At 53.3% G+C, this 22860-nt stretch carries 21 protein-coding genes; 2 read left to right on the top strand and 19 right to left on the bottom strand.

What is annotated here, in order from left to right:
• Positions 1-9: 9 nt before the first annotated feature.
• Genes DTF_RS25000 through DTF_RS24990 form a run of 4 tightly spaced genes read right to left on the bottom strand, consistent with a single transcriptional unit; the run spans position 10 to position 3556 of the window.
• Positions 10-786: a class I SAM-dependent methyltransferase gene (locus tag DTF_RS25000; RefSeq protein WP_027713860.1), complete on the bottom strand. Its 777-nt coding sequence runs from the start codon at positions 784-786 to the stop codon at positions 10-12.
• Entirely contained in the window at positions 783-1724 is a 942-nt protein-coding gene (locus DTF_RS21260) for a glycosyltransferase family 2 protein (RefSeq protein ID WP_051360660.1), read from the bottom strand. Before DTF_RS21260 ends, DTF_RS25000 begins: the two co-directional genes overlap by 4 nt.
• A 13-nt stretch (positions 1725-1737) precedes the next feature.
• Positions 1738-2601 carry a glycosyltransferase gene (locus DTF_RS24995; RefSeq protein ID WP_027713859.1) on the bottom strand — a complete coding sequence of 288 codons (864 nt, stop codon included), beginning with the start codon at positions 2599-2601 and terminating at the stop codon, positions 1738-1740.
• Between the two features lie 25 nt (positions 2602-2626).
• Entirely contained in the window at positions 2627-3556 is a 930-nt protein-coding gene (locus DTF_RS24990) for a glycosyltransferase family 2 protein (protein WP_081702726.1), read from the bottom strand.
• A gap of 151 nt (positions 3557-3707) precedes the next feature.
• Here DTF_RS24990 and DTF_RS0101275 point away from each other — a divergent pair, with 151 nt between their 5' ends.
• A complete protein-coding gene (locus DTF_RS0101275; protein ID WP_051360657.1) occupies positions 3708-5378 on the top strand; it encodes an acyltransferase in 1671 nt (556 codons plus the stop codon).
• Between the two features lie 65 nt (positions 5379-5443).
• Here DTF_RS0101275 and DTF_RS21245 read toward each other — a convergent pair whose 3' ends face one another.
• The 3 genes from DTF_RS21245 to DTF_RS21240 form a co-directional block, all read right to left on the bottom strand.
• Positions 5444-6379 carry an NAD-dependent epimerase/dehydratase family protein gene (locus DTF_RS21245; protein ID WP_035055341.1) on the bottom strand — a complete coding sequence of 312 codons (936 nt, stop codon included), beginning with the start codon at positions 6377-6379 and terminating at the stop codon, positions 5444-5446.
• A gap of 110 nt (positions 6380-6489) precedes the next feature.
• Positions 6490-7416, bottom strand: a complete 927-nt coding sequence (locus DTF_RS0101265; RefSeq protein WP_027713857.1) for a hypothetical protein — start codon at positions 7414-7416, stop codon at positions 6490-6492.
• Between the two features lie 39 nt (positions 7417-7455).
• Positions 7456-10608 (bottom strand): glycoside hydrolase family 99-like domain-containing protein, encoded by a 3153-nt coding sequence (locus DTF_RS21240; protein WP_226989110.1) that lies wholly within the window; start codon positions 10606-10608, stop codon positions 7456-7458.
• A gap of 27 nt (positions 10609-10635) precedes the next feature.
• Here DTF_RS21240 and DTF_RS26980 point away from each other — a divergent pair, with 27 nt between their 5' ends.
• On the top strand, positions 10636-10872 hold the full coding sequence (locus tag DTF_RS26980; protein WP_226989108.1) for a hypothetical protein: 237 nt from the start codon (positions 10636-10638) through the stop codon (positions 10870-10872).
• A 9-nt stretch (positions 10873-10881) separates the two neighbouring features.
• On the opposite strand, the gene DTF_RS24985 is transcribed toward DTF_RS26980, so the two are convergent.
• The 12 genes from DTF_RS24985 to rfbA all read right to left on the bottom strand — a co-directional run.
• Positions 10882-12033 carry a hypothetical protein gene (locus DTF_RS24985; RefSeq protein ID WP_155890639.1) on the bottom strand — a complete coding sequence of 384 codons (1152 nt, stop codon included), beginning with the start codon at positions 12031-12033 and terminating at the stop codon, positions 10882-10884.
• Positions 12034-12155: 122 nt separating this feature from the next.
• Positions 12156-13433 (bottom strand): ABC transporter ATP-binding protein, encoded by a 1278-nt coding sequence (locus DTF_RS26780; protein ID WP_051360650.1) that lies wholly within the window; start codon positions 13431-13433, stop codon positions 12156-12158.
• Positions 13434-13460: 27 nt separating this feature from the next.
• Positions 13461-14264 (bottom strand): ABC transporter permease, encoded by an 804-nt coding sequence (locus tag DTF_RS0101245; RefSeq protein WP_027713855.1) that lies wholly within the window; start codon positions 14262-14264, stop codon positions 13461-13463.
• Positions 14265-14331: 67 nt separating this feature from the next.
• The gene (locus tag DTF_RS21230; RefSeq protein ID WP_304412833.1) at positions 14332-15018 is read right to left on the bottom strand and encodes a winged helix-turn-helix transcriptional regulator; all 687 of its coding nucleotides are present in this window, start codon (positions 15016-15018) and stop codon (positions 14332-14334) included.
• A 102-nt stretch (positions 15019-15120) separates the two neighbouring features.
• A complete protein-coding gene (locus DTF_RS0101235) occupies positions 15121-15951 on the bottom strand; it encodes a class I SAM-dependent methyltransferase (RefSeq protein ID WP_226989105.1) in 831 nt (276 codons plus the stop codon).
• Positions 15952-16007: 56 nt separating this feature from the next.
• Positions 16008-16766: a sulfotransferase family 2 domain-containing protein gene (locus DTF_RS0101230; protein WP_081702724.1), complete on the bottom strand. Its 759-nt coding sequence runs from the start codon at positions 16764-16766 to the stop codon at positions 16008-16010.
• A gap of 128 nt (positions 16767-16894) precedes the next feature.
• Positions 16895-18070, bottom strand: coding sequence for a hypothetical protein (locus tag DTF_RS0101225; RefSeq protein ID WP_081702723.1), 1176 nt, complete (start codon positions 18068-18070; stop codon positions 16895-16897).
• An 8-nt stretch (positions 18071-18078) separates the two neighbouring features.
• Positions 18079-19542 (bottom strand): MBOAT family protein, encoded by a 1464-nt coding sequence (locus DTF_RS0101220; protein WP_027713851.1) that lies wholly within the window; start codon positions 19540-19542, stop codon positions 18079-18081.
• 18 nt (positions 19543-19560) lie between these two features.
• A complete protein-coding gene (locus DTF_RS0101215) occupies positions 19561-19833 on the bottom strand; it encodes an acyl carrier protein (protein WP_051360646.1) in 273 nt (90 codons plus the stop codon).
• Positions 19802-21421: an AMP-binding protein gene (locus DTF_RS21225; protein WP_051360644.1), complete on the bottom strand. Its 1620-nt coding sequence runs from the start codon at positions 21419-21421 to the stop codon at positions 19802-19804. Before DTF_RS21225 ends, DTF_RS0101215 begins: the two co-directional genes overlap by 32 nt.
• Before the next feature lie 41 nt (positions 21422-21462).
• Positions 21463-22014, bottom strand: coding sequence for a dTDP-4-dehydrorhamnose 3,5-epimerase (gene rfbC / locus DTF_RS0101205; RefSeq protein WP_226989104.1), 552 nt, complete (start codon positions 22012-22014; stop codon positions 21463-21465).
• 13 nt (positions 22015-22027) lie between these two features.
• A partial coding sequence (gene rfbA, locus DTF_RS21220; protein ID WP_035055127.1) for a glucose-1-phosphate thymidylyltransferase RfbA occupies positions 22028-22860 on the bottom strand: 833 nt, incomplete at its 5' end.

Here is a 22860-nt window from a genome sequence, read left to right as displayed (position 1 = left end):
CGATTCCCTTTATCCCTTCCGGGCCAGGCAGAAAACCCCGCCGGAGAGGAGCCAGCGCGACGCGCCGTTCATGGCCGCGGCCAGCAGTTGTCCCGGCCGGTTCAGCCGGTACGGGTTCGCGCCGTGAAACTGGGGGAAGTCCGCCCACAGGCCGAGGGACATCGACCTCGGCAGGAAGTCGTCCCAGGTGCTCTCCAGGATCTCGAATCCCGAGGACGCGAGGAGCTCTTCGACCTCCTGTAGGGTATACCGGTACTCGGCGAAATGGATGTCGTCCCCCTGCCGGCGCCGCCAGGCAAGGTAGGCCTGCCGCAGGGGATGGGCGACAACCTTGCGGAACGGGTTTTCCATCGGCACGGTGAAGAACATCAGGCCGCCCGGCCTGAGCACCCGCAGGGCCTCGGCCATGGCCGCCTCGCAGCCGTCCTCGAAGTGTTCCATGACGCCGAGGGAGATGTAGGCGCCGAGGGAGGCGTCCTCATAAGGCAGGTTGCAGATGTCTCCCTGGAAAACCGGCAGCGCCGGCCGCCACGCCTTGAGCCGCTCGATGACGCGGGCGTCGTGGTCGACGCCTTCGATGTCGAAGCCCCGCTCCCCCAGGTAGATAACCCAGGCCCCCAGTCCGCAGCCGGCCTCGAGGATTTTCTCCCCTTTCGGCAGGTGGCGCAGGAACAACCCCTCGATGTGGCGCAGCGCGCAGGCCGACACTTCGTCTTCGACCTTGCCGGAGCTCCACATGTGCTCCTGCTGCTGGTTCAGGTTGCGGATGGTGTAGATCTTTTTCAACTTTTCCCCTTAGCTGCGTTGCCCTGTCCGTGACCGAGCCACAGGGTCTTCAGGAAAGCCCGGCTGAACAGGGCCTGGCATTCCCAGAAAAACGTCTTCTTGTGATCATCTGTCAGGGAGAGAATCCGTTTCAGGCTCTCCGACGCCATGATCAGGGCCAGGTATTTCAGCGTCTTGTGCACGCGGTTGCCGGCGCCGAACCTTCGACGCTCCATGATCGCCGAGGAAACCCCGCCCCAGTAGGACCTGTCAAGCACCCATTCCCTGGTCAGCCGGTTTTCGTGGACCTTGTGGTGTACGACCGCCTCCGGGGTGTAGAGGATCCGATAGCCGGCCTGCGCTATGGCCACGCAGAGGTCGGCCTCCTCGTTGGAGAGCAGCGAAGTGCCGGTCCTGCCCAGGTTCGGATCGAAGGTGCCGACCTCGTCGAACACGGCTTTTCGAAAAGCGACGTTGGTCCCCGCCGGGCAGCAGGGATAGCCGAAATCCCGGAAGTCGTCGTGGTCGATCACCGTGAAATAACCGATCAGGCGCGGATGAAGCCAGTCGGGCCAGCCGGCCAGGGTCCGCCAGACCGGTTTGACCCGGCCGCCGACACAGGCGACGCGCGAATTCTGGAAGCGCTCTTCGAGCTTCTCCAGCCAGGCGGGAATCGGCGCCGCATCGTCATCGAGGAAAGCGACGAACTCTCCGGCGGCGTTGGCGATGCCTGTGTTCCGCGCGTGGGAGAGGCCGAGCTTGTCCTCCCGGAGATATTTCAGATGGGGCATCCCGGCCGCGGCTTGCTCCACAACCCCTTCCGTGTCGTCCTGCGAGGCGTTGTCGACCACCAGCACTTCGAAATCCCCGGCGGGGTAATTGAGCCGCGACACCGCCTGCAGGGTTTCCCCCAAGTCGTCGGCGCGGTTGTGGGTGCAGATGATCACAGACCATTTCATCCTGGCAATCCGTTCATTGCACGTAGCGGCCGCCGGAACGATTGCCCCGGTAAAGATTCAGGGGCCTGATCCAGGGGAAGAGCAACTCGGCCGAGGTCCTGACCTGCAGGGTCACCAGTCCGTAGACCAGTACCGCCCAGATCAGAGGGTGGAAGATGTCCAGCAGCATGTCGCGGCGGGAATAATCGATGTCGACCAACCTCCACCCCAGCCCCTCGTTGCGGGACCTCTTCTCCAGACTGCGGCGATCGTACTGATGGCCGTGCCAGGCCTCCGCTTCGGGCACGAGAACGATCCGGTGCCCGTGCCGGGCAAGATTGCGCTGGAAAATTTTGTCCTCGCTCATTTCGACCGGTCCCATGGGGTTCTCCATCCAGACCGATTTTCGCAGGGCGCAGTTGACGAAAGAGAGGCCGACCCCCTCGTGGCGCATTTTCCAGCGCACGGTCTCGCGGGTATAGTAGGACAGCCTGATCCGGTCCCAGAAGAACACCTCCCGGTCGCCGGGGATGGCCTCCACGCCCTGAGCGACGGCGACTTCCGGGTCGGCAAACGGGGTGCAGAGGGTCTGCAGCCACGCGCTCCCCGCCGGTACCGCGTCCTGCGACAACGAGACGATGATCTCCCCCGCGCCGAGACTGAAGCCGTAGTCGCGGGTCAGGCCGAAATTGAACTCCCCAGGCGCGATCTGCACGAGTCGCACCGGGTATCTCTCCAGAAATTCGAGAGTGCCGTCCGTTGATCCCGAATCGACCACCACCACCTCAAAGGGGAAGTCGCACTCCTGATGGAATACGCTGTCGAGCGACTGCCGGAACAGCTCGCCGCCGTTTTTGGTGAGATAGATGATTGAGGCTTTGGGGGTTATGGAGTTCATTGATGTTTTTGTTTTAATTCTGAAATCAGGACTTTAGTTGGCGGAAAAAAGAGAGGATACGATTCCGACTTCTGGATCCTGCCGCATCACGTCCGGATAACGGCAAACTCAATCCGGCCAGATACTCCGAGAGTTTCCTGTCTTCAACAACCTCGCCGGATTTAAGCCCACTGCGAATCTGATCAGGGCTGAGCATATGTCTTTCAAAAAAACTCTTCAGACTCTCCGGATCTTCCTTATGTTGCGCAAAGACCGTTCTCATTGCAAGACCCGGACCCACACCGGTCCGCGTATTTGTCTGGGGGTTTTTCTCATAGCCTGATCCGATGTTGATCACCTTGTTGCGGAGTTGATCATAGCTTCTGTACGGATAGTGATAGACCTCGATGTCGCCCTCAAAAACTGCGACACCATCAATGCCGCTGACGCTGTGAGAGCCGGGATCCACAACGATGTCGGTAAAACCCCGATGACAGACCTTCGACGGCAGAGGTTTGCCGAGAGGATTTATCGATATTTCCCTTCTGTAAGTCATCTTTTCGTAGAAGGGCAGTTCTGATGAACCGGTATTTCCGCTGTTCAGCAGCATATTGTGCCGCCGGGCGCGAACAACATTGTAGTGGGCAGGCACTTTCCGGAGGGCAGTTTTCAGGTCGCCATGGCAGGGCCACCAGAACTCGTCCGCATCATTGTTAATCACCCAGTCGGCATTAAATTCATCATGGGCCATGCGTGCCATTGTCGTGACCCACTTCGTTTGATGATAAGGCCCGTCTTCGAGGATATACGTGAGTATTCCCTGTCGCTCATACTCTTTAAGGATGCTTGTAGTACCATCTTTTGACGCGTTATCCGTAGCAATGAAATGATCTACACCTTGTGATTTATGGTACTCTATGTTTTCCCGCAAAATATCTTCTTCATCCTTTGCGAGTATTGTCATAACCAGAATCATTATCTTCGGCCTTCTCTACGTTACGTGAATATCCGCGATATGTTATTGACGCTGGAGGAAAGTGTCTAGTAAAATCTATTGTTGATTCGTCTCCCCTTTTACGCTTGAGTCCGCATCACCCAATGGGGTGATTACCTCTCCTGGAAGCCTTATGAAAATCCTGCAGTGGCTGCAGAGAAAATTCGGAGAACCAGCCCCCGACCGCTTTGCACGTGAACCCTGGCGTTATCATCGCGAGGCGACGGAGTTGGAGCGCCAGGCGCAGGCTGCTCGCGAAGCGGCATGGCGTGCCCAGGGTGATTGCCGTTTTTCAGAAGACGTCTATGTCTCTCCCGGCGCTACGGTTAACCCAAGGCACCTTGTTGTCGGTGCACGCACCGCCGTGGGCAGCGAGACACAGATTGGCATCGACCTGGAAATGGGCGCCGATTGTACCGTGAATGCCGGAGCGGTTGTGCGCGGCAAAGTCCGCATCGGTGATGGTGTACGGATCGCGACCGGCGCACAGGTCGTCGGTTTCAACCATTGCACGGAAGACCTGTCCAAGCCGATCTATCAACAACCGCTGGTCAGCAGAGGTATCTTTATCGGCGACGATGTTTGGATCGGTGCGAATGCGGTGATAGTAGACGGTGTAACGATCGGTTCGCACGCGATCATCGGCGCCGGCGCCATTGTAACACGGGACATCCCGCCCTGGACACTGGCAGCCGGAAACCCGGCCCGCGTCATCAGTTCACGTATGTATGGGCGGCCGGACAAGAACCGGCAGGAGACTGTCGAGGCCTGGCATCGCTTTGGCGACAAGGTCGCTGCCGAGATCCCCGGCATACTGGAACGCTCCTTCATCGATAATTCGTTTGTTGATTTTCCAGGCGATGCGGCGAAAACGAGACCATGGGCTGATGCAATCGAGTTGGCAACCATGACCGGCACACCCATGCCGGGGTACAGCCGCGAGCAGCTAATAAATATCCTGCAGGGATTCCAGGACCCTGATACCGGCCTGGTTCCGGGCCCATATTCCGAAGACCAGTTGTCCAGGGGCGGTGCTTTCGTTGAGAAGATGGAGTGCAGACACTCCGCTTATATGGTAATGGCTGTCGGTTACGCCCTGGAGTGCCTGGGAAGCTCGCTGAAATATCCCGTAAAAGTTGCCCATGATTTAACGTCGGCCGATCTGATTTCGCATCTTGATACCCTGCCCTGGCATAAACATACCTGGAGCTCCGGCGCCTGGATCGATCATTTCGCTTCCGCGTGTTACTTCAATGCCCGTTATCACAGCCTTCATCGCGATATGGATGATCTTAAAAGCTGGCTGCGGCAGAATGTGGACCCGGGAAGCGGCATGTGGGGAACGCCGCACCAGGCCGAAGACTGGTCGCAACCGGTTAACGGGTTTTACCGTCTCACCCGCGGAGCCCACGCCCAGTGGGGATGGGAACTGCCCTTCCCCCGGCAGGCCATTGACACCGTCCTTGCCCACGCACATGACCAGAGGTATTTTGCCGAGGGGCAGGCTACCGCCTGCATGGTGCTGGATATCATCCATCCGCTATGGTTGTGCCTTAAGCAAACTGATCATCGCCGACCGGAAATTGAGGCCGTTGCCCAGTACTGGCTCAACGACACGATCAGCCGCTGGCGATCCGGCGAAGGCATGAGCTTTGAGTGCCGTCCCGAGGCAGTGCCGCGATTGCAGGGTACGGAAATGTGGGTGAGCATTGCCTGGTATTGCGCGGATATATTGGGTATCGTCTCTGTGAAGGACGAATATAAACCAAAAGGCGTACATCGGCCAGAAACGGTATTTCTGTAGCATTTACCGCCATGGAATTGCTCAATCGAAAACCTATACTTCTGGGGAGGTTTACAATAGATATTTCACGCTATCTTCTCTTTTGAGTTGATCATCCATTGGATCAAATGTTCCATTCCAGCCTTCAGACCGATTTCAGGCTCCCAATCTAACAGTTTTCTGGCTTTCTGAATGTCCAGATAAATATCCTTTATATCGAAATCCCTTGGCGCTTTATACGAAACATCAATTTTTTTATCCAAAATTGATTCTATTATTTGGATTAAGTCATTCAAACTGGTTCCGATACCGGTTCCTATATTGATTTCCTGCCCTGAAAAATCATTCGCAAGAGTGGAAACCATTGCACGGACTGCATCGTCAATGTAAATAAAATCTCTTTTTATCGATCCATCACCCCATATTTCGATTGTTTCATCATTGATGGCTTTGTTGCAGAAGATCGTTACAGCACCCTGGATGGAATCGACCCTCTGGTAGGGACCGTATGGGTTCGACAGTCGCAAGCTGCACGTGTCAAGCCCATGGGATTTATGAAACAGCTTGAGGTATTTTTCGATCGCCAGCTTCACTATGCCATAAGAACAGGTGGGATTGTTCGGATGATTTTCCGAAACCGGAAGCGAAGCGGGAGCACCATAAACGGTTCCTCCCGATGAAATGAAAATGAACTTTTTGATCCCTTTTCTGACGGACAATTCAAGCAGGTTTACGGCGCCGACCAGGTTCGTAGTGATATCGAATTGCGGGTCATCGTTCGAGGTTTTCGGTAGGGTGGTCGATGCCAGGTGGTAAACGACATCGCAACTGTTCATCACTTGGTCCAACAGGTGGCTTGCGGAAAAATCGCCCTCGACAAACTCGACACGGCTGTCGGACCAGCCTGGTTTGAATCTGTCCAGATTGCGAACCAGCAGCCCATGCGAAACAAGGGAATTGATCAGGTTGCGCCCTATAAAACCCGATCCGCCAATCACCAGGATTTTTTTGTATGCGCGCAAGAGATCTCCCTTCAATTCTTCTCTTAAAATAAACGATACCGCCAAGGGGACGCATGAACCCACAGCGCATGTTGGTTCGATGGATGGCAGATCTCCTCGTCTCGGAGGCTTTAACCAAAGAATCTGGTAAAAATACTTCGTTTTTTCTGTATGTCCTCTTTGAGAAAAACTATTTTCTCATCTGTGGTCAAATATTCATTTGCAATTCTTTCGTTGGATGAATTGTAGGTATTATATATCGTGCTTTTTAACTCTGGATCGATGAGTTCCAAAGTCGAGCATTTCTTGAACTTCTTGGAATTTAATAACAATTTATCAACGATCTCTTGACGAGTTTTTTTTTCAATCGAAATTTTATCGACAGCTGAAATGATATCGAAGAATTCCGGAAGCAGGCTAGGGTTCGACTTTAAGATTGTAGGCGATTTGAAGTCATTCAGGCCGATTGAATTGTAAAAATGGCTCCCAATATCCTGGCTGAACTTTTTGTCATATAATTTTAAAATAATGGAATCTTCACCGAAAAAGTCAATCCATGGCCTCAGACGGGTTTCATAATCAAACGCCGCCTTGTAGGCATTAAAGAAATTGACTATGTCACCTTTATAATCATCACCAACCTTAACCCATTGCAGAAAAGTAGATAAAATCAGATCCACATGATCACGAATGTAAAAAACCACTTTGACATTTGATAGTGAAAATAATTCAGAAATCCATCGGATATACCCGCTCTCCAAAAAGCAGAAATATTCCGAACTGAGAACCATGCAATCCGTACCGGATTCGTGAAATTCGCCAGCAACCTGGTAGAAAGTATCCTGGATATCGTCAGGGACAATATCGCAGCGTAATTTCGCAAGGTTATGGTGCCCTACTCCCGGCCGGCCGGCTTTCGGATAACAGTAACCTCTCTGAAGCAGAGAATCACTGTCGTTGGACAGGGTCACTTGAATTGCGGAGGTGCCTGTCTTTCCAATGCCGATGTGCAGGTAAACGGTTTTTCCAGCGAGTTTCTGAACAGATGAATTGAACATATCGGATACGAAAGCTCCCACGTTTTATTGGCAGAACAACTATAGAAGGCTGGAAAAAACGTTGTCGTCCCCGAGTTTCCGCCCCTTTGTTTCATTCAATTGGAATTGCTCATAAATTTTTTGCGAGTATGCCGTAACGTGTTGACAGACCTCGGGGGAGAGATCGAACTCTTCCCTGATAAGTTTTTGTACAGTGAGAATTTCCTTTAGGTGAGGGGCATTCGATGAGCCTATCGTGACTCCCGACAGATGGCGCCGATGATAGTTCAGCGATTCCGGGTTGAAGGCAATTTTTCCTTTTTTAAGAAGCTTGATATAGGTCACCCAATCGCCGGCTATTTTGAAAGCCCTGATTTGGTCAATGTTTTCAGAAAGGACTTCGATCAGGTCCGCCCTTTTAAAGACGGCTGAACTCACGTTCGGGACCGTGTTCTTGATGGCCATGCACGTTGAGACTTCTTCTACGCCATCTGCGACATACTCTTTGGTCCACTTGGTCTTCGAAATGTCGGAGGTATACGCCAGATAGCTCTCATCAATCGTATTGCCGTTTTCATCTATTTGCCTGGATTGGCTGTAGCTCATCACAACGGAATCGTCGGAAAAAGGTATCATCACGTTTTCCAGAAACCGGACGTCGCACAGGTCGTCCGCTTCGGCAATCCAGACATAATCTCCGGAGGCTTTTTCAACGCCCTTCAGCCATTGAAGGAAAACCGATCCGGAATTCTTCTCGTTCGCAATAACCTCGATATCGATATTCGAACCGGATTTGATCTTCTCCAGGACATCCAGGCTGTCATCGGCCGACTTGTCGTCCAGCACGATCAATTCGTATATCGGGTACGTCTGGGCCGTGATCGACCCGATCCTGTCCGCCAGGTAATGGGCGTAGTTGTAGTTGGGTACGACGACCGATACCTTTTTTACGGCTTCCCTGGTCAGTGAAAGGAGGTCGAACACGTACCTGCGAAATGAAAACTCGCTTCTTACGATCTCCCGTCCCGTCGCTCCGGCCTTGCGTGCCGCTTCGGGGTTTTCAAGAAACTCTGATATTTTCTCGGCAAAGTCCCCTACGTCAAATGGTCTGGCAGCCTTGCCGCACCCCCGGTCAAGCAGTGTCTGAAACCCTCCGGCGCCCTCGAATCCTACGACCGGAACCCCCATTTCCAATGCCCCCAATACCACGGTGGGAAAGGGGTCTTCTCTTGAGGGCAGCGCAAAGACGTCCGTCCCGGCGTAATACATGTCGATGGCGGGAATAAAGCCCTTGAAATGGAAGCGCCTTGAAAAAACGGGATCTTTTTTGATCGCTTCAACAAGATTCTTGAACTTGTGATGAATCTCGCCAATCCACAGAAAATGCACATCGGGGTTGCTTTTCATCAAGTGCTGACCGATCTGGATAAAAAGATCGATCCCTTTTCTGTGGTCGCCATGTCCTATTGCCGTAATCAGCTGCGCGGAAGCATCTATTTTCAGGCTCTCTCTCAGTTCACGTCTCAGGAACGGAATATCCGCCTTGTCGCGAAACGTGTTCGGCTGGAAAAGCCCCTGGGGTCTGATCACCACTTGTGAGGGATCAAGACTGGCAAACTCCTGAAAGCCCTCGGATACGATCTCCGCGGGGAAGACAACCCGGTCGGCACTGCCGGCGATCGCCTTGATGCATTTCATCAGGCCATTGTTTTTGATGACCCCGGGCAGCTCGTGTACCAGGGAAACGACCTGCATCCCTGCACCTTTCAGGGTCTCGGCAAAGAGGCCGGAAACCGCCGAGTTCGCGATAGCCACCCTGGCACCCTTTGCGTAAAGCTTTTTCGCCAGGGCCCGGGCCTCCTCGCCCGCCGGATCCACCCCGACGAGCCGATGGACCCTGGTCGTCGTTTCATACGCCGGCATCAGCGCGCCGTCGCCGAGGACGACCAGGTCGACCGCAAACCCGAAATTATTCTTCAGCTCCCTGGCCAGGTGAAGTGCGAGCAGCTGGGCGCCGGCTTTGAAGGCGTCATGGGCAACCACGACGATGCGCTTGGCCGTTTCCAGGCCCGAGACATCGGCAAGGACCGACCTCGTGGTGTTCAGGTACGCGTAACCGTACTTCCGGTCGGGTTCCAGGTACGCGCCTTCTCCCCACTCGTTCCAGGCATTGATGAAGACCAGGCGCTCAGAGGCGCTGTTGTGGTTGATCGTTTCCTGACAGGCATGCTCCAGCCATTTCGCGTACTCTGCCGGCGAGGAGTTGTGATATGTGATCCCCTTGCCCGGCTTGCGAGCCTCGTTGTCCCAGGCCGGCGACACGGTCTTGAAAAGCGTGTAGGGCTGATTAATGGGACGGGAGCCATAGTGTTCCGCCAAGTCCCGGTAATCGAAAACCTTCCCCTGGTAGTCGGGGTTGACCAGGGATGTTTTGTTCGTGATGGAAGACAAATTGGCGTTGTGCGGCGGGAACTCGACGGCGGCGTCGAAGCCGTACGGCGTGGGGTCCTTGATTTCAAAGGATTGGGCCGCAACGAGATAGATTTCACCGATTCCGTTGTTGCGGCAATAGTCCCGCCACCTCTCTCCCGTGGCTTTTGCGTCGGGAAGGATGGAGGCGCGATAGACGATCAGGAGAGGCTTGCCGTCGACGCGTATATAGCGGGGATCCTTGAGGGTCCGCTCCAGGTCCTTGATGAAGGCGATGTCGTCTTCGGGGGAGTGGTCCTGGGCCATGAGGATTTCGTTCTCCGAGCCGTCCCAGCGCCTCGACCAGTTTTCGTTCGCCCAGCAGATGCAGAACGGCATGTCCATCGACGGGTCGTCCAGGAACTGGTTGACCGGCCTTTCGAGCAGGCGCTTGCCCCCGAACCAGTAATGGTGGAAACAGAATCCGTAAATGCCGTATTGCTTGGCCAGCTCGATCTGCCGCTTCATCACGTCCGGCAGGCGCAGGTCGTAGAAGCCCAGCTCTCCGGGGAGTCTTGGCTGGTAATGCCCCACAAACTGGGGAACCGCTTTGGACACGTTGGTCCATTCCGTGAAGCCTCGCCCCCACCATTCGTCGTTTTCCGGGAAAGGGTGGAACTGGGGCAGGTAGAAGGCGATGGTTTTTACGGCGAGTTCTTCAGCGTCGAGATTTTTTGCATCGAGCGGGACGTATTCGGAACTTGCGGACTGGGTTCCCCTGGAAGAATCGAAAAGTTGTTTCAAACATTCCGCATATCTGGAGTCGGACCTTTGTTCCCCCGGCACCCGATCCGTCTGTTGATGCGCCTTCCAGTTTTTATAGGGATCCGTATTCCTGAAAATGAAAGGGAACATCCTGAAAAAGAAGTGCCCGATCGCGGCTTTTGTCTGGTCGGACAAGGGGATGGCTTGATAGATCTTGCTGAGGAAACAGCCGACTTTATAGCGAATAGTCATAATCCGGTCCGTATTCTTTTTGTCAATCACAAGCAGGTTAATGATGCGTGAAGAACAAACTCACTGTTTTTTGGGTGGTATCAATGCGCGGCCCACAGAGCGAAGGGGTCTCGTAATTTTCCAGCTCATCGAATTCTCCATTTCATGGAGATGATTTTTCAATCGGTTTATTTCGGTGGCCTGTTCGTCGACCGAGTTCCTGAGCTCGGAGATCTGCCGGACCTTGGCTGAGAGCTGCTGGTCTCGTGCGATGAGTTGCTGGTCCTTGGCGGAGAGCTGCCGGTCCCTGGCGGAGAGCTCCTTATCCTGGAGTGAGACCTTTTCCGCCAATGCAACAGCGTCCTCGACATCAGGCTCAAAATATCCGGCGTAAAGCTTGAAGTTGTCGTCAATGCTGCGGATATCCTCCGGCAGCGCGGAAAGGAGATCTGTTTGTCCCCCCGAGATGTCCCCCAGCGCATTGTAAATTCTTGCGACAGGGCCAAACTTTTCCTCCGGCAAAGACTTCCCGGTCTTGCTGTGTCGCAGGTCGGGGCGCAGGAAACGTTCCAGCTCTCCCTGGCTCTCCTCCGTCATCTGCCAGGGCAGGGCCAGATCGTCGAAGCAGCGCCTGATTTCTTCACTCCCCTTTTCAAGGAGGTCATCGTAGAAGAGGACAGTGGTCGGTATCCCTCGAACTTCCCTGAGAATTGCCAGAGTGTACTCCAGCCAGATTCCAAGAGACTTCGATATCGGGAAATTGTTGCGTTTCTGCAGGGACCGTGCGACATCGAGGGGGTTGCGGACGGCCATGATGCAGACGAAGTCCGTTCCAAGCTCTTCCAAGACCTGTTTCCACAAGGGAAGGAGAATGCAGGAGCGGGGATCCTTCCAGGCCCACAATGGCTGACCGGCGAAATTCTGCCGTACGAGATCAAGCAGTTCGTTCTTGTAAGGAGCTATTTCAGGTCCATTCCAGACCCGTTCCGGGATCGGCATGGCAATATCCCAGCGCCTCTTGAGTAACGCCAGGAGTCTTTCCTGAAAGTCGTTGAAGTCGATACGCTCCCAGAAGCCTTCCGGGTTATCTTGAAGAGGTCCGTATAGACTACCTTCTTCTCCCAGGTAGGCGCCGGCAAGATTTACTGCCCTGGCCAGGGCGGAGGTGCCGCTTCTGTGCATGCCGAGGATGCCGATGGCTTTTGATTTATTCTTTTCAGTTTGGTCGAGCAAGATATCCACCATGGGACGTTTTTAAATAAAAATGGCTGCCTAGACTTTTTTGATAGTTGTCGCTACCAGGAACTGTTTTTTCCTTATTGGTTGTCTATGCTTCTCTGAAGCTAGTCAGTTGTTTACGGATCGACAATTTCTATTTTTAAATCGCGCTCAGCTTTCAGGTCAACAGCACCGTGAAATCGGTCCATTGCTTCCAAGTCCTTATTTCCATCCATCATGGTAAAACTGAGTGCCCCTGCAATTTTGTCATGAATAATAGTTTTTTCTTCGGTTATATAATCGTTGAGAGCTAAAGAGAGGGAGTACATACCTTGAGCTAAGGGAAGTTCGAGGCTGAAAGATGCCTTGATACGCCGTGTAGATCTTTCTCGAGAATCTTTTTTTGATAAAGGACCCATCGCCCTAGCGCCATAAATAACATAACCGCGTAGATCGCGTAGCTGGAGGACAATATAAGGGTTAAGAACGGTCTGATCTGCAATGGCATTGACTTCAATTTTTACCCTATCTCCGTAGTTGAAAACATTGTCAGCACTTCCATCTCTGCCAACGAAAGCAGCGCTCACGATGTTGGCCTTTCCGCTGCCAAACCGCGCCCCCTCCGAGCCCTCCTCTTTCCATTCAAGGGAAACATTCTTCCCCCCAATGGCTTTTTGTCGTTCCTCCATGCTGTCCTTAAGGTATCTCTCCGTAACAGTCTCCGGACTGCCTACCATTTCCACCCGACCACTCTTCAGGTAGAAGCAGCGGTCGCAGTTGCTTTTGATGGCCTGTATGTCATGCGCCACAAGCACCCAAGTGAGACCGCGCTCCCTCATCTCCGACAGCCTGTCGTAGCACTTCTGCCTGAAGTTGATGTCTCCAACAGCAAGCGCCTCGTCGACAATCAGGATGTCTGGTTCCAGCGAGGTCTTGACCGCGAAGGCCAGGCGCACAAACATCCCGCTCGAATAGCTCTTCATCGGCTGATGGACGTAATCGCCGATATCGGCGAAGGAGAGGATGTCATCCAGCTTTTCATCCATCTGCTCGCGCGAGAAACCGAGCAGGGTGCCGTTGAAATAGATGTTCTCGATCCCGGTCAGCTGGCGGTTGAAACCCGCTCCCAGCTCCAGAAGGGCCGACACGTTGCCATGGACCGAAACATTGCCGGAGGTGGGGGTGATGACGCTGGAAAGGATCTTTAGGAGGGTCGACTTCCCTGAGCCGTTCTTGCCGATGATGCCGATCGATTCGCCCTTTTTCACTTCCAGGCTCACGTCCCGCAGGGCGTAGAAATCCTTATGATATTTCTTGCCGAAAGGCAGCACCGACTCCTTGAGGCGGTCGACCGGCTTGTCGTACAGCTTGTAAACCTTGGTGAGGTTTTCAACTTTTATGGCGATGTCGTTCATGGAGAAATTCTCGATTGATTTCTAAAATTACAGGACGTCGGCAAAATGGGGCCGGAGCTTCCTGAAAATGACGGCTCCGCCGACAAAAAATAACCCGGTGACGACCCAGAAGTAGAGGGTCCAGAGAGGGTGCTCCCAGAACCAGCTCTTATTGATAAGAGTGTCCCTGTATCCGGAGACGACATAGTAGACCGGGTTCAGCTTGATGACGGAAAGGTATTTGTCGGAGATCACCGTCGGTGACCAGAAAATCGGGGTGAGCCAGAAACCGAACTGGATAAGAATCCCGATGGCCTGTTTGAGGTCCCTCACGAAGATGACAACGGACGAGGTCAGCCAGGAAAGCCCCAGCAGAAAAACGCACAGGGCGAAAAGATAATAAAGCAGCTGAATCGAGTAGAGGTCCGGCATATAACCGTAGGCGGCAAACAATAGAAGAACGACCAAAAGAAAGACGACATGGACGATGAGGTTGGAGAGGATCTTGACGATCGGCAGCATACCGACGCTGAAGAGCATTTTTTTCACGAGGTAGTCGTTGTTGAGGATCGCCTGGGTGGCATCCTGCAGGCAGCCTGCGAAAAAGAACCAGGGGACGATTCCGGTCGTCAGCCAGAGGATAAAGGGGAAATCTCCCATCCCTCCCTGTCTGAAGCCGATCTGGAATACGAACCAGAGAATGCCGATGAACAGGGCAGGGTGCAGAAACGCCCAGAAAATACCGAGATAGGAACCCAGGTAGCTGGACCGGAAGTCGTTTTTGGTCAGCTCGACGATGATGGAGCGTTTTTCCAGCAGCTCTTTCAGAAAACCCAATGCCAAACGAAACATAATCTCTAGTCTCTCAGTGCGGTCGCCGGATGAGAATAGCCGCAAGTCGTGTTTGGTCCACAGAAGTTCACAGACGGTTTTGCCTTGTCCCGTTCCGGCGCAGGATACTCTCATAGCTGAGCGCCGGCCCCAGAATCCTTGCATCGATTACGCCAAGATTCAGCAAGGCCTGCTTCAACTCCTCGGCCCGCTGGAGGGAGGTCAGGACGATCGGGCTCCCGCTGGTCTTTATCCCCTCAGGCAACTTTACTATCTGACGGTTGAAAAACGGCTCACCGTTGTTCCGGGTATCCATGACCGTTTCCAGTTCGAGCCCCGCTTCCTGCAACGAAAGGAAGAAGATCTCGGTCAGCTCGTCGACGCCGCAGAAGGAAACCCGCCTGATCCCCTCTTCGCGCAGCCGGGCGAACAGCGAATGGCTGTCCTGGCGGGTGAACTGGTAGAGCTTGTTGAAGTTGCCGAGGTGCTGGAAGGCAAGGCGGCTCTTTTCGGCAAATCCCTTGGGAGTGAGCAGATATGCGAAGCGGTTCCGAGGCATGGCCTTGACGGTGACGTATCCCTTGGCAGCCAGATTTTTCAGATAGGAGTTGACCAGGCCGAGGGCGATGTTGAGCCGCCCGGCGATCTCACGCTGGGAAATCGGCTCATCACTCTCCAGTTCGGACATGAGAAGAAAGGAGCGCAGGTCGTCCTGTGAATTTTCACGATCATCGTTCATGGCGTGAACAATAAGGGCTGCACGAAAAATATGCAAGGAAATTCAGCTGGAATGGAAAAATTGTCGGGCTCGTGCTGGGAGCACAAACGGCTGAATGAGAGCATTTTCTCTGTTTGAGAATGATCTCGAACCGGCAAGCTATGGTATGGCGCTGGGTATTTTGCTCTTCTCGGGTTTGACGGTCACCAGGACCTCGATGAGCTCGGCCCTGATCCCCTTGCTCAGGTCGTCGATATGGACCATATGGGTAAACAGTCCGCACGCCTCGAAAATGTGCCGGCAGATGTCGAATCCCCACTTAACGGTGACCAGAGAGCCCTCATCGCTGACCGGGTTGCCATGATAGACGGGCGGCGCGAGGTGGCAGACCTCACCGTCGTCGCCTAAGTATGCCTGGAGGCAGGATGGCTTGTTTTTCTGCACAAGCGGCACCGTAAAGATGTGTGCGCCGCCGGGCTTGAGAGTCCGGGCGATTTCCCTGAACGCTTTCGAAGGATGAAAGACATGTTCGAACACGTCCTGTGAAATGTGCAGATCGATACTTTCATCGGCAAAAGTAAGCGCTTCAAGGTTCTCGCAGCGGGAATTTCCGACTATGCTCCCTGGCTCCCGGCCAGGGAAATACTGTGACGGAATATAGCGTGAGCACTCCTTGGAGAGGCGTCTGCTTGCACCGCGCTGCCCCGGGGAGGATTCATGAATCGTTAGATTGCGCCATTCCGGGAAGTACGTGTCGATGGCTGACATCAGGGCTCTTTCGCGGGGAATACTGCCGCAGTTGGAGCAACAATAATGATCTCGGAGCCATGCCTCAAAAGCGACGAAAATGACCTCTTCCCGACAGGTTGGGCAGTACCCGGAGTTCTTCAGGACAGGCTTGGGACCGTTCTTGTTATGCAAGGCCCTCAGGGTTTGCCTCTTCCTGAGCAGCATAAGACACTTGTCCTTAATCGCTCCGATCTTTGCCATGCTCCTTCCCTCCAGTTGACGAAACAGACGGCATGCCTGGTATTGCATCCTGGCTATTAACGGGCGGATATCCTTGGCTTTAACCTTTTATTGATATTTTCTTTGTATTTGATGCATAATTCAGAAAAAATCTTTTCGATAGGTCCGGTTCTTATCTTCGAAAACTCATTTTCTTCTGCTGCCTTATAAAGTTTTATATCTTCTTCTAAAAAACTTGTATTTAGAGTATGGACATCTTTAACATCTATGGTCTTTTTACTTTTGTTATCAAACCTCATGGCAAGAGGTATTTTAAGTTTCCATCTTAGATTTTTAAATAGATTCTCAAGATCTTTAATCGTGTATATGGCGATGTTTTGATCAAGAATAACTTTATGTGCTTCATCATATGAGCCTGTCGGAGAAAATGAATAACACATATTTAAATCAGGACGTTGGCCGCTTGAGGCAAACTCGCAAAATTCGGCAATACTCAAACCCTTGAAACAGGCGTGTGCGGGATGGTCACTTGCAGAAAGATAGTGATATAGAGACAGCAGTCGATCAAATGGCTCCCGTAAAACGGCAAACTTGACCCACGACTGACCAGTGCAATTTGCCGATTCTTCAAATGTCCAATTAGGGATGTGTCCACCGATCAGGCGTATCTTATTCAGGTCGGCACCCTCTAAAATTTCCCTGACCGTCTCTCTTGAGGGTGCTCCTTCTACAATAAGAAATTCATCCGGGGGGAGCTTTTCTCTTAGAGCATTTCTAAGAGACGTTCCCGCCGTTTTTGATACGTGAAGGAAAAAATATTTCATCTTAGGTTCCATGTTAATTGTTTTATAGTCGAAAATGGCCGCTTACAGTACCGGTTCACCAAGTTGGGGATGGATAACGAAAACGAATCTTATCCAAGGCCATTTGGCCAGATTGCGTTTTAATCTTTCAATCGGCGTGGTTACTCCCGTTTTTCAGTCTCAATCCTTACTCCGGCCACTGCTGTAGCCAAATAGGAAGGAATTCCTTGTGCGAAAAAATTCCCATCTGGTTCTATCAGCCGCTCCACAGTTTCTTCAATGACAATATCAGGATTAAATTCATCAAGGATCTCGTCCATTTGTGTCCGACTATTCCATCTCTCCGAGATGAACCTGCTGACGCTGAAGTGCTCCGCTACAAATGGGACCATGGCGGTAAAAAAGGAATCTCGGAAGATGATGGCTCTTGGTAGTGCCGTACCCACTTTAGTCATCGTAAAAGGGTCGCGGCGCCCCTGCTCCTTTTCAATCATCTTGGCAGAGAAAGGTTTCTTCGGGGCAAAAATATAGTTTTCCTCAGATATAAAGTCACTCCCGCCAATCATATGTGCCAAGTCTCCAGCAGAACGTTTTCGCGGGGAAATATCGAAATCATCCAGTTCAAAAGGTTCTATGGACGGGAACCACGAAGACAGTTGTCGGATTAAATCCTGATAAGCCAGGAACGCCCCATAATTGTTCCAGTGGGTATCCGAGCGCATGAACAGGTTCAGTTTTTTTTTCTGTGCAAGAAGCGGAGCCCGCAAATCAAGAACAGTCAGGTCGGTATGATGACGCAGGTAGTCTGTGAAATCATCCAATCCGGTTCTTTCACTGACTCGACCATAGCCGTCAGGTAGAAATTCCGGATAAATGGTGCCCTTGTTCGGCGGTATGATCAGCAGGTAGCGAATCCCTTTTGTATTGAGCCAGTTTTTTTTGAGAACCAGATCATGAGCCCACTTGCGCATGTGATTTTCATTGAAACGGGTTATGCCTCTACTGTCGTCCAGAGCCCCTTGCCCCGTGTAATAAAACCATCCATTTTTTCCAATGACTACCCTATCTGAAGTTGAAACCCCCAACAAGCCGTAGCGCAGTAAAAAGTTGCCGCGGACCAAAGTGCTGCGAAACCCGAAGTTGTCATTGAAATACGCCTGGTATTCTTGGGGAAAATTCTCAATATCAGCCTCGGTCCAACTCAACTGCGGGCGCTGACTCGGATTCCTGTTCTCGTTGTGCGAAGAGAAAGGATCTAAGTTAAAAAATTTCCCGATTGCTGGAGAAATTATCAGCAGGCAAAAAACAATGAGTATGGCTCGTGGAGTTTTTTGCATGTTTATCGTCAGAATCGGAAATATATGAAAGGTTTGTAAGTAGAACTGGCCGCAAGCAATAGAGAAATCAGAAAGATTGCGGTCACCGAAACAGTTTCCAGCATGCCTGCCGACCAATTGGCTTCAAAGACAGGTAATTTGGGAATAATCCGATCGCGAATGAACCGTGCGCTCGGCATTGATGCCAGGATCGCCACCAGGAGCACCAGCAGAAGCTCATTGTTCAGATAGAGTGAAATATTATAGACCGTCCCTGGGCCGGATCCAAAACCGAACAGGGCCGTTAAAAACGTGATTGCACCGCCCAGGGTGGGACTGCGGAAGAAGACCCAACAGAGTGAAATGGCCAGCAAGGCATACAGGTGCGCCAAGGGGGCCGGAATTTTTTTCAACAACTTGCCGAGTTTCCAACTCTCTGCTGCAAGGATGAGGCCATGCAGAAGCCCCCATATGATGAAGTTCCAGGTCGCGCCATGCCACCAGCCACACAGCGTGAAGACGACAACGACGCAGAGCATGCCGCGGTAGTTGGTCCGGTACTGTCCCCTGGCTATTTTCTGCCTGATTTTATCGGTCATCAGGCTATATAGCAATGGCGTATAGACGTAGTCGCGAAACCACGTGGAGAGCGAGATATGCCAGCGACGCCAGAATTCGGTCAGGGATTTTGAAATATAGGGATAGTCGAAGTTCTCACGGAAAGAGAAGCCCAACATCCTGCCCAGACCGATGGCCATGTCGCTGTAGCCGGCGAAGTCAAAATAGAGCTGCAGCGTATAGCAGATGAGGCCGAGCCAGGCCAGAGGTGCGGTCAAGTCCCCACCGGGAATTTCAAAAATCTTGTTCGCCGTTACTGCAAGCGTGTCGGCAATAATAAGCTTTTTCCCGAGGCCGATGATGAAGCGCTTTGCGCCGTAGGCGCAGCCGTCCATCGTCACGGTCGGGCCTGACAAGGCATCTTCTACCTCGTCATACCGGATAATCGGACCCGCACTGATTTTGGGAAAAAGAGAAAGAAAGAGTGAAAACCTGAAAGGGTTCAGCAAGGGGGCGTGTTTCTCATTGTAGACATCAACGGCATAGGCAATGGCCTGAAAGGTAAAAAATGAAATGCCGAGTGGCAAGTGCAGCGATGTTAACCCCGAGAAACTGATACCGATTTTGTCTGCAAGCCACTGGATCATGCCAGGATACTTGAATGCAAAAAGCATCGCCAGATTTAGAGCGACTGTACCATACAGAAACGCGATTCGGCGTGAGGGTTGCGGACTGGAGTGTATGAGGTGGGTAAGGAGATGGTTGACACCTATGGCGAGGACCAGAACAGCAACATAAAAGACCTCTCCCCATGCGTAGAAAAAAAGACTGGCGCCCAAGAGCAGGAGAAGTCGAATCTTTTTGCTGCTTACCCAGTAAGCGCAAAGGACCAGAGGCAGGAAGAAGAAAAGAAAGATCGGTGTCGTAAAGTCCATGGCTGCATCAGAACTATTCTATTGGGCTAATTTCGCCTGGATACAATTCATCAGGTCGCCAACGTTCTTGAATGACAGGATTTCTTTTTGGGCGAATTTGATGTTAAAGCGGATTTCGATTGTCACGATCAGGTTGACATGAGACAGCGAGTCCCAGCCGTCCACGTCATCGGCCGTCAGCTCGGGTGAGAGGGTGATGTCGTCATCGTCAAATACTTCGCGAAAGATTACCGTTAACTGCTCTTTGATGTCCAAATGTTCAGTCCTCCAGTGTTGAAATGTCGCCCTCATCCAGCCCCAGGTACCTGGCCTTCAGGACCCTGCGCATGATTTTGCCGCTCTTGTTCTTCGGGACCTTGTCGACAAAGATCAATTCCTGCGGTGTGGCAATCGAAGAGACCCGGTTAGAGATGTACAGTCGTAGCTTGATCTCAAGGTCTTTATTCTGTTCTATGCCGGAATGCAAGTGAACAAAGGCCACGACCTTTTCAAAAAGCACATCATCCGGCGCACCGATGGCCCCCGATTCGGCGACCTCGTCGAGCTCCAGCAAGGCGCTTTCGATCTCGAACGGGCTGATAAGGTGGCCGCCGGTGTTGATGACATCGTCGCTGCGGCCCTTGAACCAGTAATAACCATCTGCATCCTGAATCGCGGTGTCGCCGGTGAAGTAGTGACCGTTGATGAATTTCTGCCGGTAGGCGCTGTCGTTGTTAAGGTAGGTGATGAACATGGAGGGCCAACCCGGTTTCAGGCACAGGTTGCCTTGTTCTCCTGTCGCAACAGGCATCCCCTCGTCATCGAGAATGGCCGGCTCGATCCCAGCGAGCGGCTTGCCCATGGAACCGGCCCTGACCTCCAGTCCCGGCCGGTTGGTGATCATGATGGCGCCGGTTTCGGTCTGGAACCAGGTGTCGTAAATATCCTTGTTCAGGACCTTCTGCCCCCACTGGATGACTTCGGGGTTCAATGGCTCGCCGACACTGAAAATGTGTCTGAGTGAGGCAAGATCGTATTGCCGGTAGAGGGCCTTGTCTTCGTGCATCAGCATGCGCAACGCGGTCGGCGCGCTGTACCAGATCGAGATCTTCTCCTTCTCCAGGATGTCGAACCACTTCGCCGCATCGTACATGCCGCCAAAGTGAATCTGCGTAACCCCAATGCTCCAAGGCCCGATGATTCCGTAGGAGGTTCCCGTCACCCAACCCTGGTCGGCGGTGCACCAGTAGACATCATTGACGCCGAGGTGCAGGACATCTCTGGCCGTGGCGCTTTGACTCAGAACGCTTCCGTGGACATGCAGCACGCCTTTGGGCTTTCCCGTCGATCCCGAGGTGTAATGCAGTACGGAAGGCGTGTCCGGGTCCGTCAGGGAAGTCGTGAACTCCTCCGCGGCCTCGGCCATCAATGCCGGGTAGCTGAGCACGTCGTCCGATCTATGTGCGTCGATGTCAGTAACGAGGATGTATTGCAACTGTGGCAGCTTGTCTCTGATGCGGCCGAGCTTTTTCAGGAAACTTTTCTTGGTGATGATCCCCTTGGCTCCTGAATCGCCGAGGCGGTCGAGCAGCGCTTCATCGCCGAAGTTGGAAAACAGAGTGCCGCAGACGACCCGGGTTTTTAGCGTGCCGAGGAAGCTGAAAAACTGCTCCGGGCATTTGGGCAGGAAAGTGAACAGGATATCGCCAGGGGCGAATCCGAGAGCGCTGATGACGTTCGCAAACCTGTTGGACTGGGCCTCCAGGTCGTTGAACGTGTAGTCCGTGGCCGTGCCGCTTGAGGGAATCCACCTGAAAGCCGTTTTATCGCCGAGACCGTGATTGCACTGCTGCCTGGTGCAGATGTGGCCGATGTTGTATTGATCATCTTGAATTGTCATCTGATCTCGGTCCCACCTTGTTGGGCAAACGGCGCAGAGCGCTAGAAGACGTCCGCATCTGGAAGCGCCGGCGCGACGGCATCCTTGCCGGAGAGGGAGGGGGCCTCCTGCAGGGGCCACTCGATGCCGATGGTTGGATCGTTCCAGATGATGCCGCGCTCGGCGGAGGGGCAGTAAAAGTCGGTGGTCTTGTAATGCACCTCGGCGACCTCGCTCAAAACCTGAAAGCCGTGCGCGAAACCCTCCGGCACCCATATCTGCAGCTTGTTCTGTGCCGAAAGCCGGCGGCCGACCCACTTGCCGAAGTTGGGCGAATCCTTCCGGATGTCGACCGCGACATCGAAGATCTCTCCGACCAGGGCGCGGACCAGCTTGCCCTGCGCCGCGGGGGGGAGCTGGTAGTGCAGCCCGCGCAACACGCCCCGGGTCGAACGCGATTGATTGTCCTGGACGAAGTCACGCTCAAGGCCGGTCGCCTCAATCCAGTCGCGCCTGTTGAAAGACTCGTAGAAGAATCCCCGTTCGTCCTCGAACACGCGGGGCTTGATCAGCAGCACTTCCGGCAATTCCGTTTGAACAATCTCTATAGCCATTGCAGAAAAAATCCTAGAATTCGCTCAGAATCCGCTCGAGGTATTGACGATAACTCGAAGCGGGCGTTGCGTCGATGACCTCCTGCATGCCTGCGCGGTCGATGAAGCCGTGGTGCAGGGCGATCTCTTCGAGGCAGGCGATCTTCAGCCCCTGCCGCAGTTCGAGGGTGCCGATGAAGTGGCTGGCTTCGAGCAGGCTCTCGTGGGTTCCGGTATCGAGCCAGGCGATGCCGCGGCCGAGCTTTTCAACCTTCAGCTGCTGCTTCTCCAGGTAGGCCTTGTTGAGATCCGTGATTTCGAGTTCGCCTCGTGCCGAGGGCTTGAGCGATTTGGTGATATCGACGACCTGCTGGTCGTAGATGTAAAGGCCGGGAATCGCGTAATGGGATTTCGGCTGGGCGGGTTTCTCCTCGATGCTGAGCACCTGACCTTCCTTGTCGAATTCAACCACGCCGTAACGCTCGGGGTCGTGAACCGGGTAGCCGAACACCCTGGCTCCCTCGGAGAACTCGGCGACGATGCGGTCGAAGCGCATCTTGCCGTAGAAGATGTTGTCGCCGAGAATCAGGGCGACGTTCTGATTGTCGACGAACTCCTCGCCGACCAGGAACGCCTGCGCGATCCCTTTCGGCTCCGGCTGCACCTTGTAGGTCAGCTTGATGCCGTAGCGGCTGCCGTCGCCGAGCAACGCTTCGAAACGCGGCGTGTCGTGCGGCGTCGAAATGATCAGGATGTCGCGGATCCCCGCCATCATCAGGGTGGACAGGGGGTAGTAAATCATCGGCTTGTCGTAGACCGGCTGCAACTGCTTGCTGGCGACCAGGGTCAGCGGGAAAAGCCTGTTGC

This window comes from Desulfuromonas sp. TF (assembly GCF_000472285.1).
Lineage (GTDB): Bacteria > Desulfobacterota > Desulfuromonadia > Desulfuromonadales > ATBO01 > ATBO01.
Note: the sequence above shows the minus strand (reverse complement) of the source record. Positions and strands in the feature narration are given on the sequence as shown.

Excerpts from the sequence above, each read along its gene's own strand:
- DTF_RS24995 (WP_027713859.1), bottom strand. The coding sequence starts at position 2,601 with ATGAACTCCATAACCCCCAAAGCCTCAATCATCTATCTCACCAAAAAC.
- DTF_RS0101225 (WP_081702723.1), bottom strand. The coding sequence starts at position 18,070 with ATGCAAAAAACTCCACGAGCCATACTCATTGTTTTTTGCCTGCTGATA.
- DTF_RS0101230 (WP_081702724.1), bottom strand. The coding sequence starts at position 16,766 with ATGGAACCTAAGATGAAATATTTTTTCCTTCACGTATCAAAAACGGCG.
- rfbC (WP_226989104.1), bottom strand. The coding sequence starts at position 22,014 with ATGGCTATAGAGATTGTTCAAACGGAATTGCCGGAAGTGCTGCTGATC.
- DTF_RS24990 (WP_081702726.1), bottom strand. The coding sequence starts at position 3,556 with ATGATTCTGGTTATGACAATACTCGCAAAGGATGAAGAAGATATTTTG.
- DTF_RS21225 (WP_051360644.1), bottom strand. The coding sequence starts at position 21,421 with ATGACAATTCAAGATGATCAATACAACATCGGCCACATCTGCACCAGG.
- DTF_RS0101245 (WP_027713855.1), bottom strand. The coding sequence starts at position 14,264 with ATGTTTCGTTTGGCATTGGGTTTTCTGAAAGAGCTGCTGGAAAAACGC.
- DTF_RS0101235 (WP_226989105.1), bottom strand. The coding sequence starts at position 15,951 with ATGGCAAAGATCGGAGCGATTAAGGACAAGTGTCTTATGCTGCTCAGG.
- DTF_RS0101220 (WP_027713851.1), bottom strand. The coding sequence starts at position 19,542 with ATGGACTTTACGACACCGATCTTTCTTTTCTTCTTCCTGCCTCTGGTC.
- DTF_RS21260 (WP_051360660.1), bottom strand. The coding sequence starts at position 1,724 with ATGAAATGGTCTGTGATCATCTGCACCCACAACCGCGCCGACGACTTG.
- DTF_RS0101215 (WP_051360646.1), bottom strand. The coding sequence starts at position 19,833 with ATGAGGGCGACATTTCAACACTGGAGGACTGAACATTTGGACATCAAA.
- DTF_RS0101265 (WP_027713857.1), bottom strand. The coding sequence starts at position 7,416 with ATGTTCAATTCATCTGTTCAGAAACTCGCTGGAAAAACCGTTTACCTG.
- DTF_RS0101275 (WP_051360657.1), top strand. The coding sequence starts at position 3,708 with ATGAAAATCCTGCAGTGGCTGCAGAGAAAATTCGGAGAACCAGCCCCC.
- DTF_RS26780 (WP_051360650.1), bottom strand. The coding sequence starts at position 13,433 with ATGAACGACATCGCCATAAAAGTTGAAAACCTCACCAAGGTTTACAAG.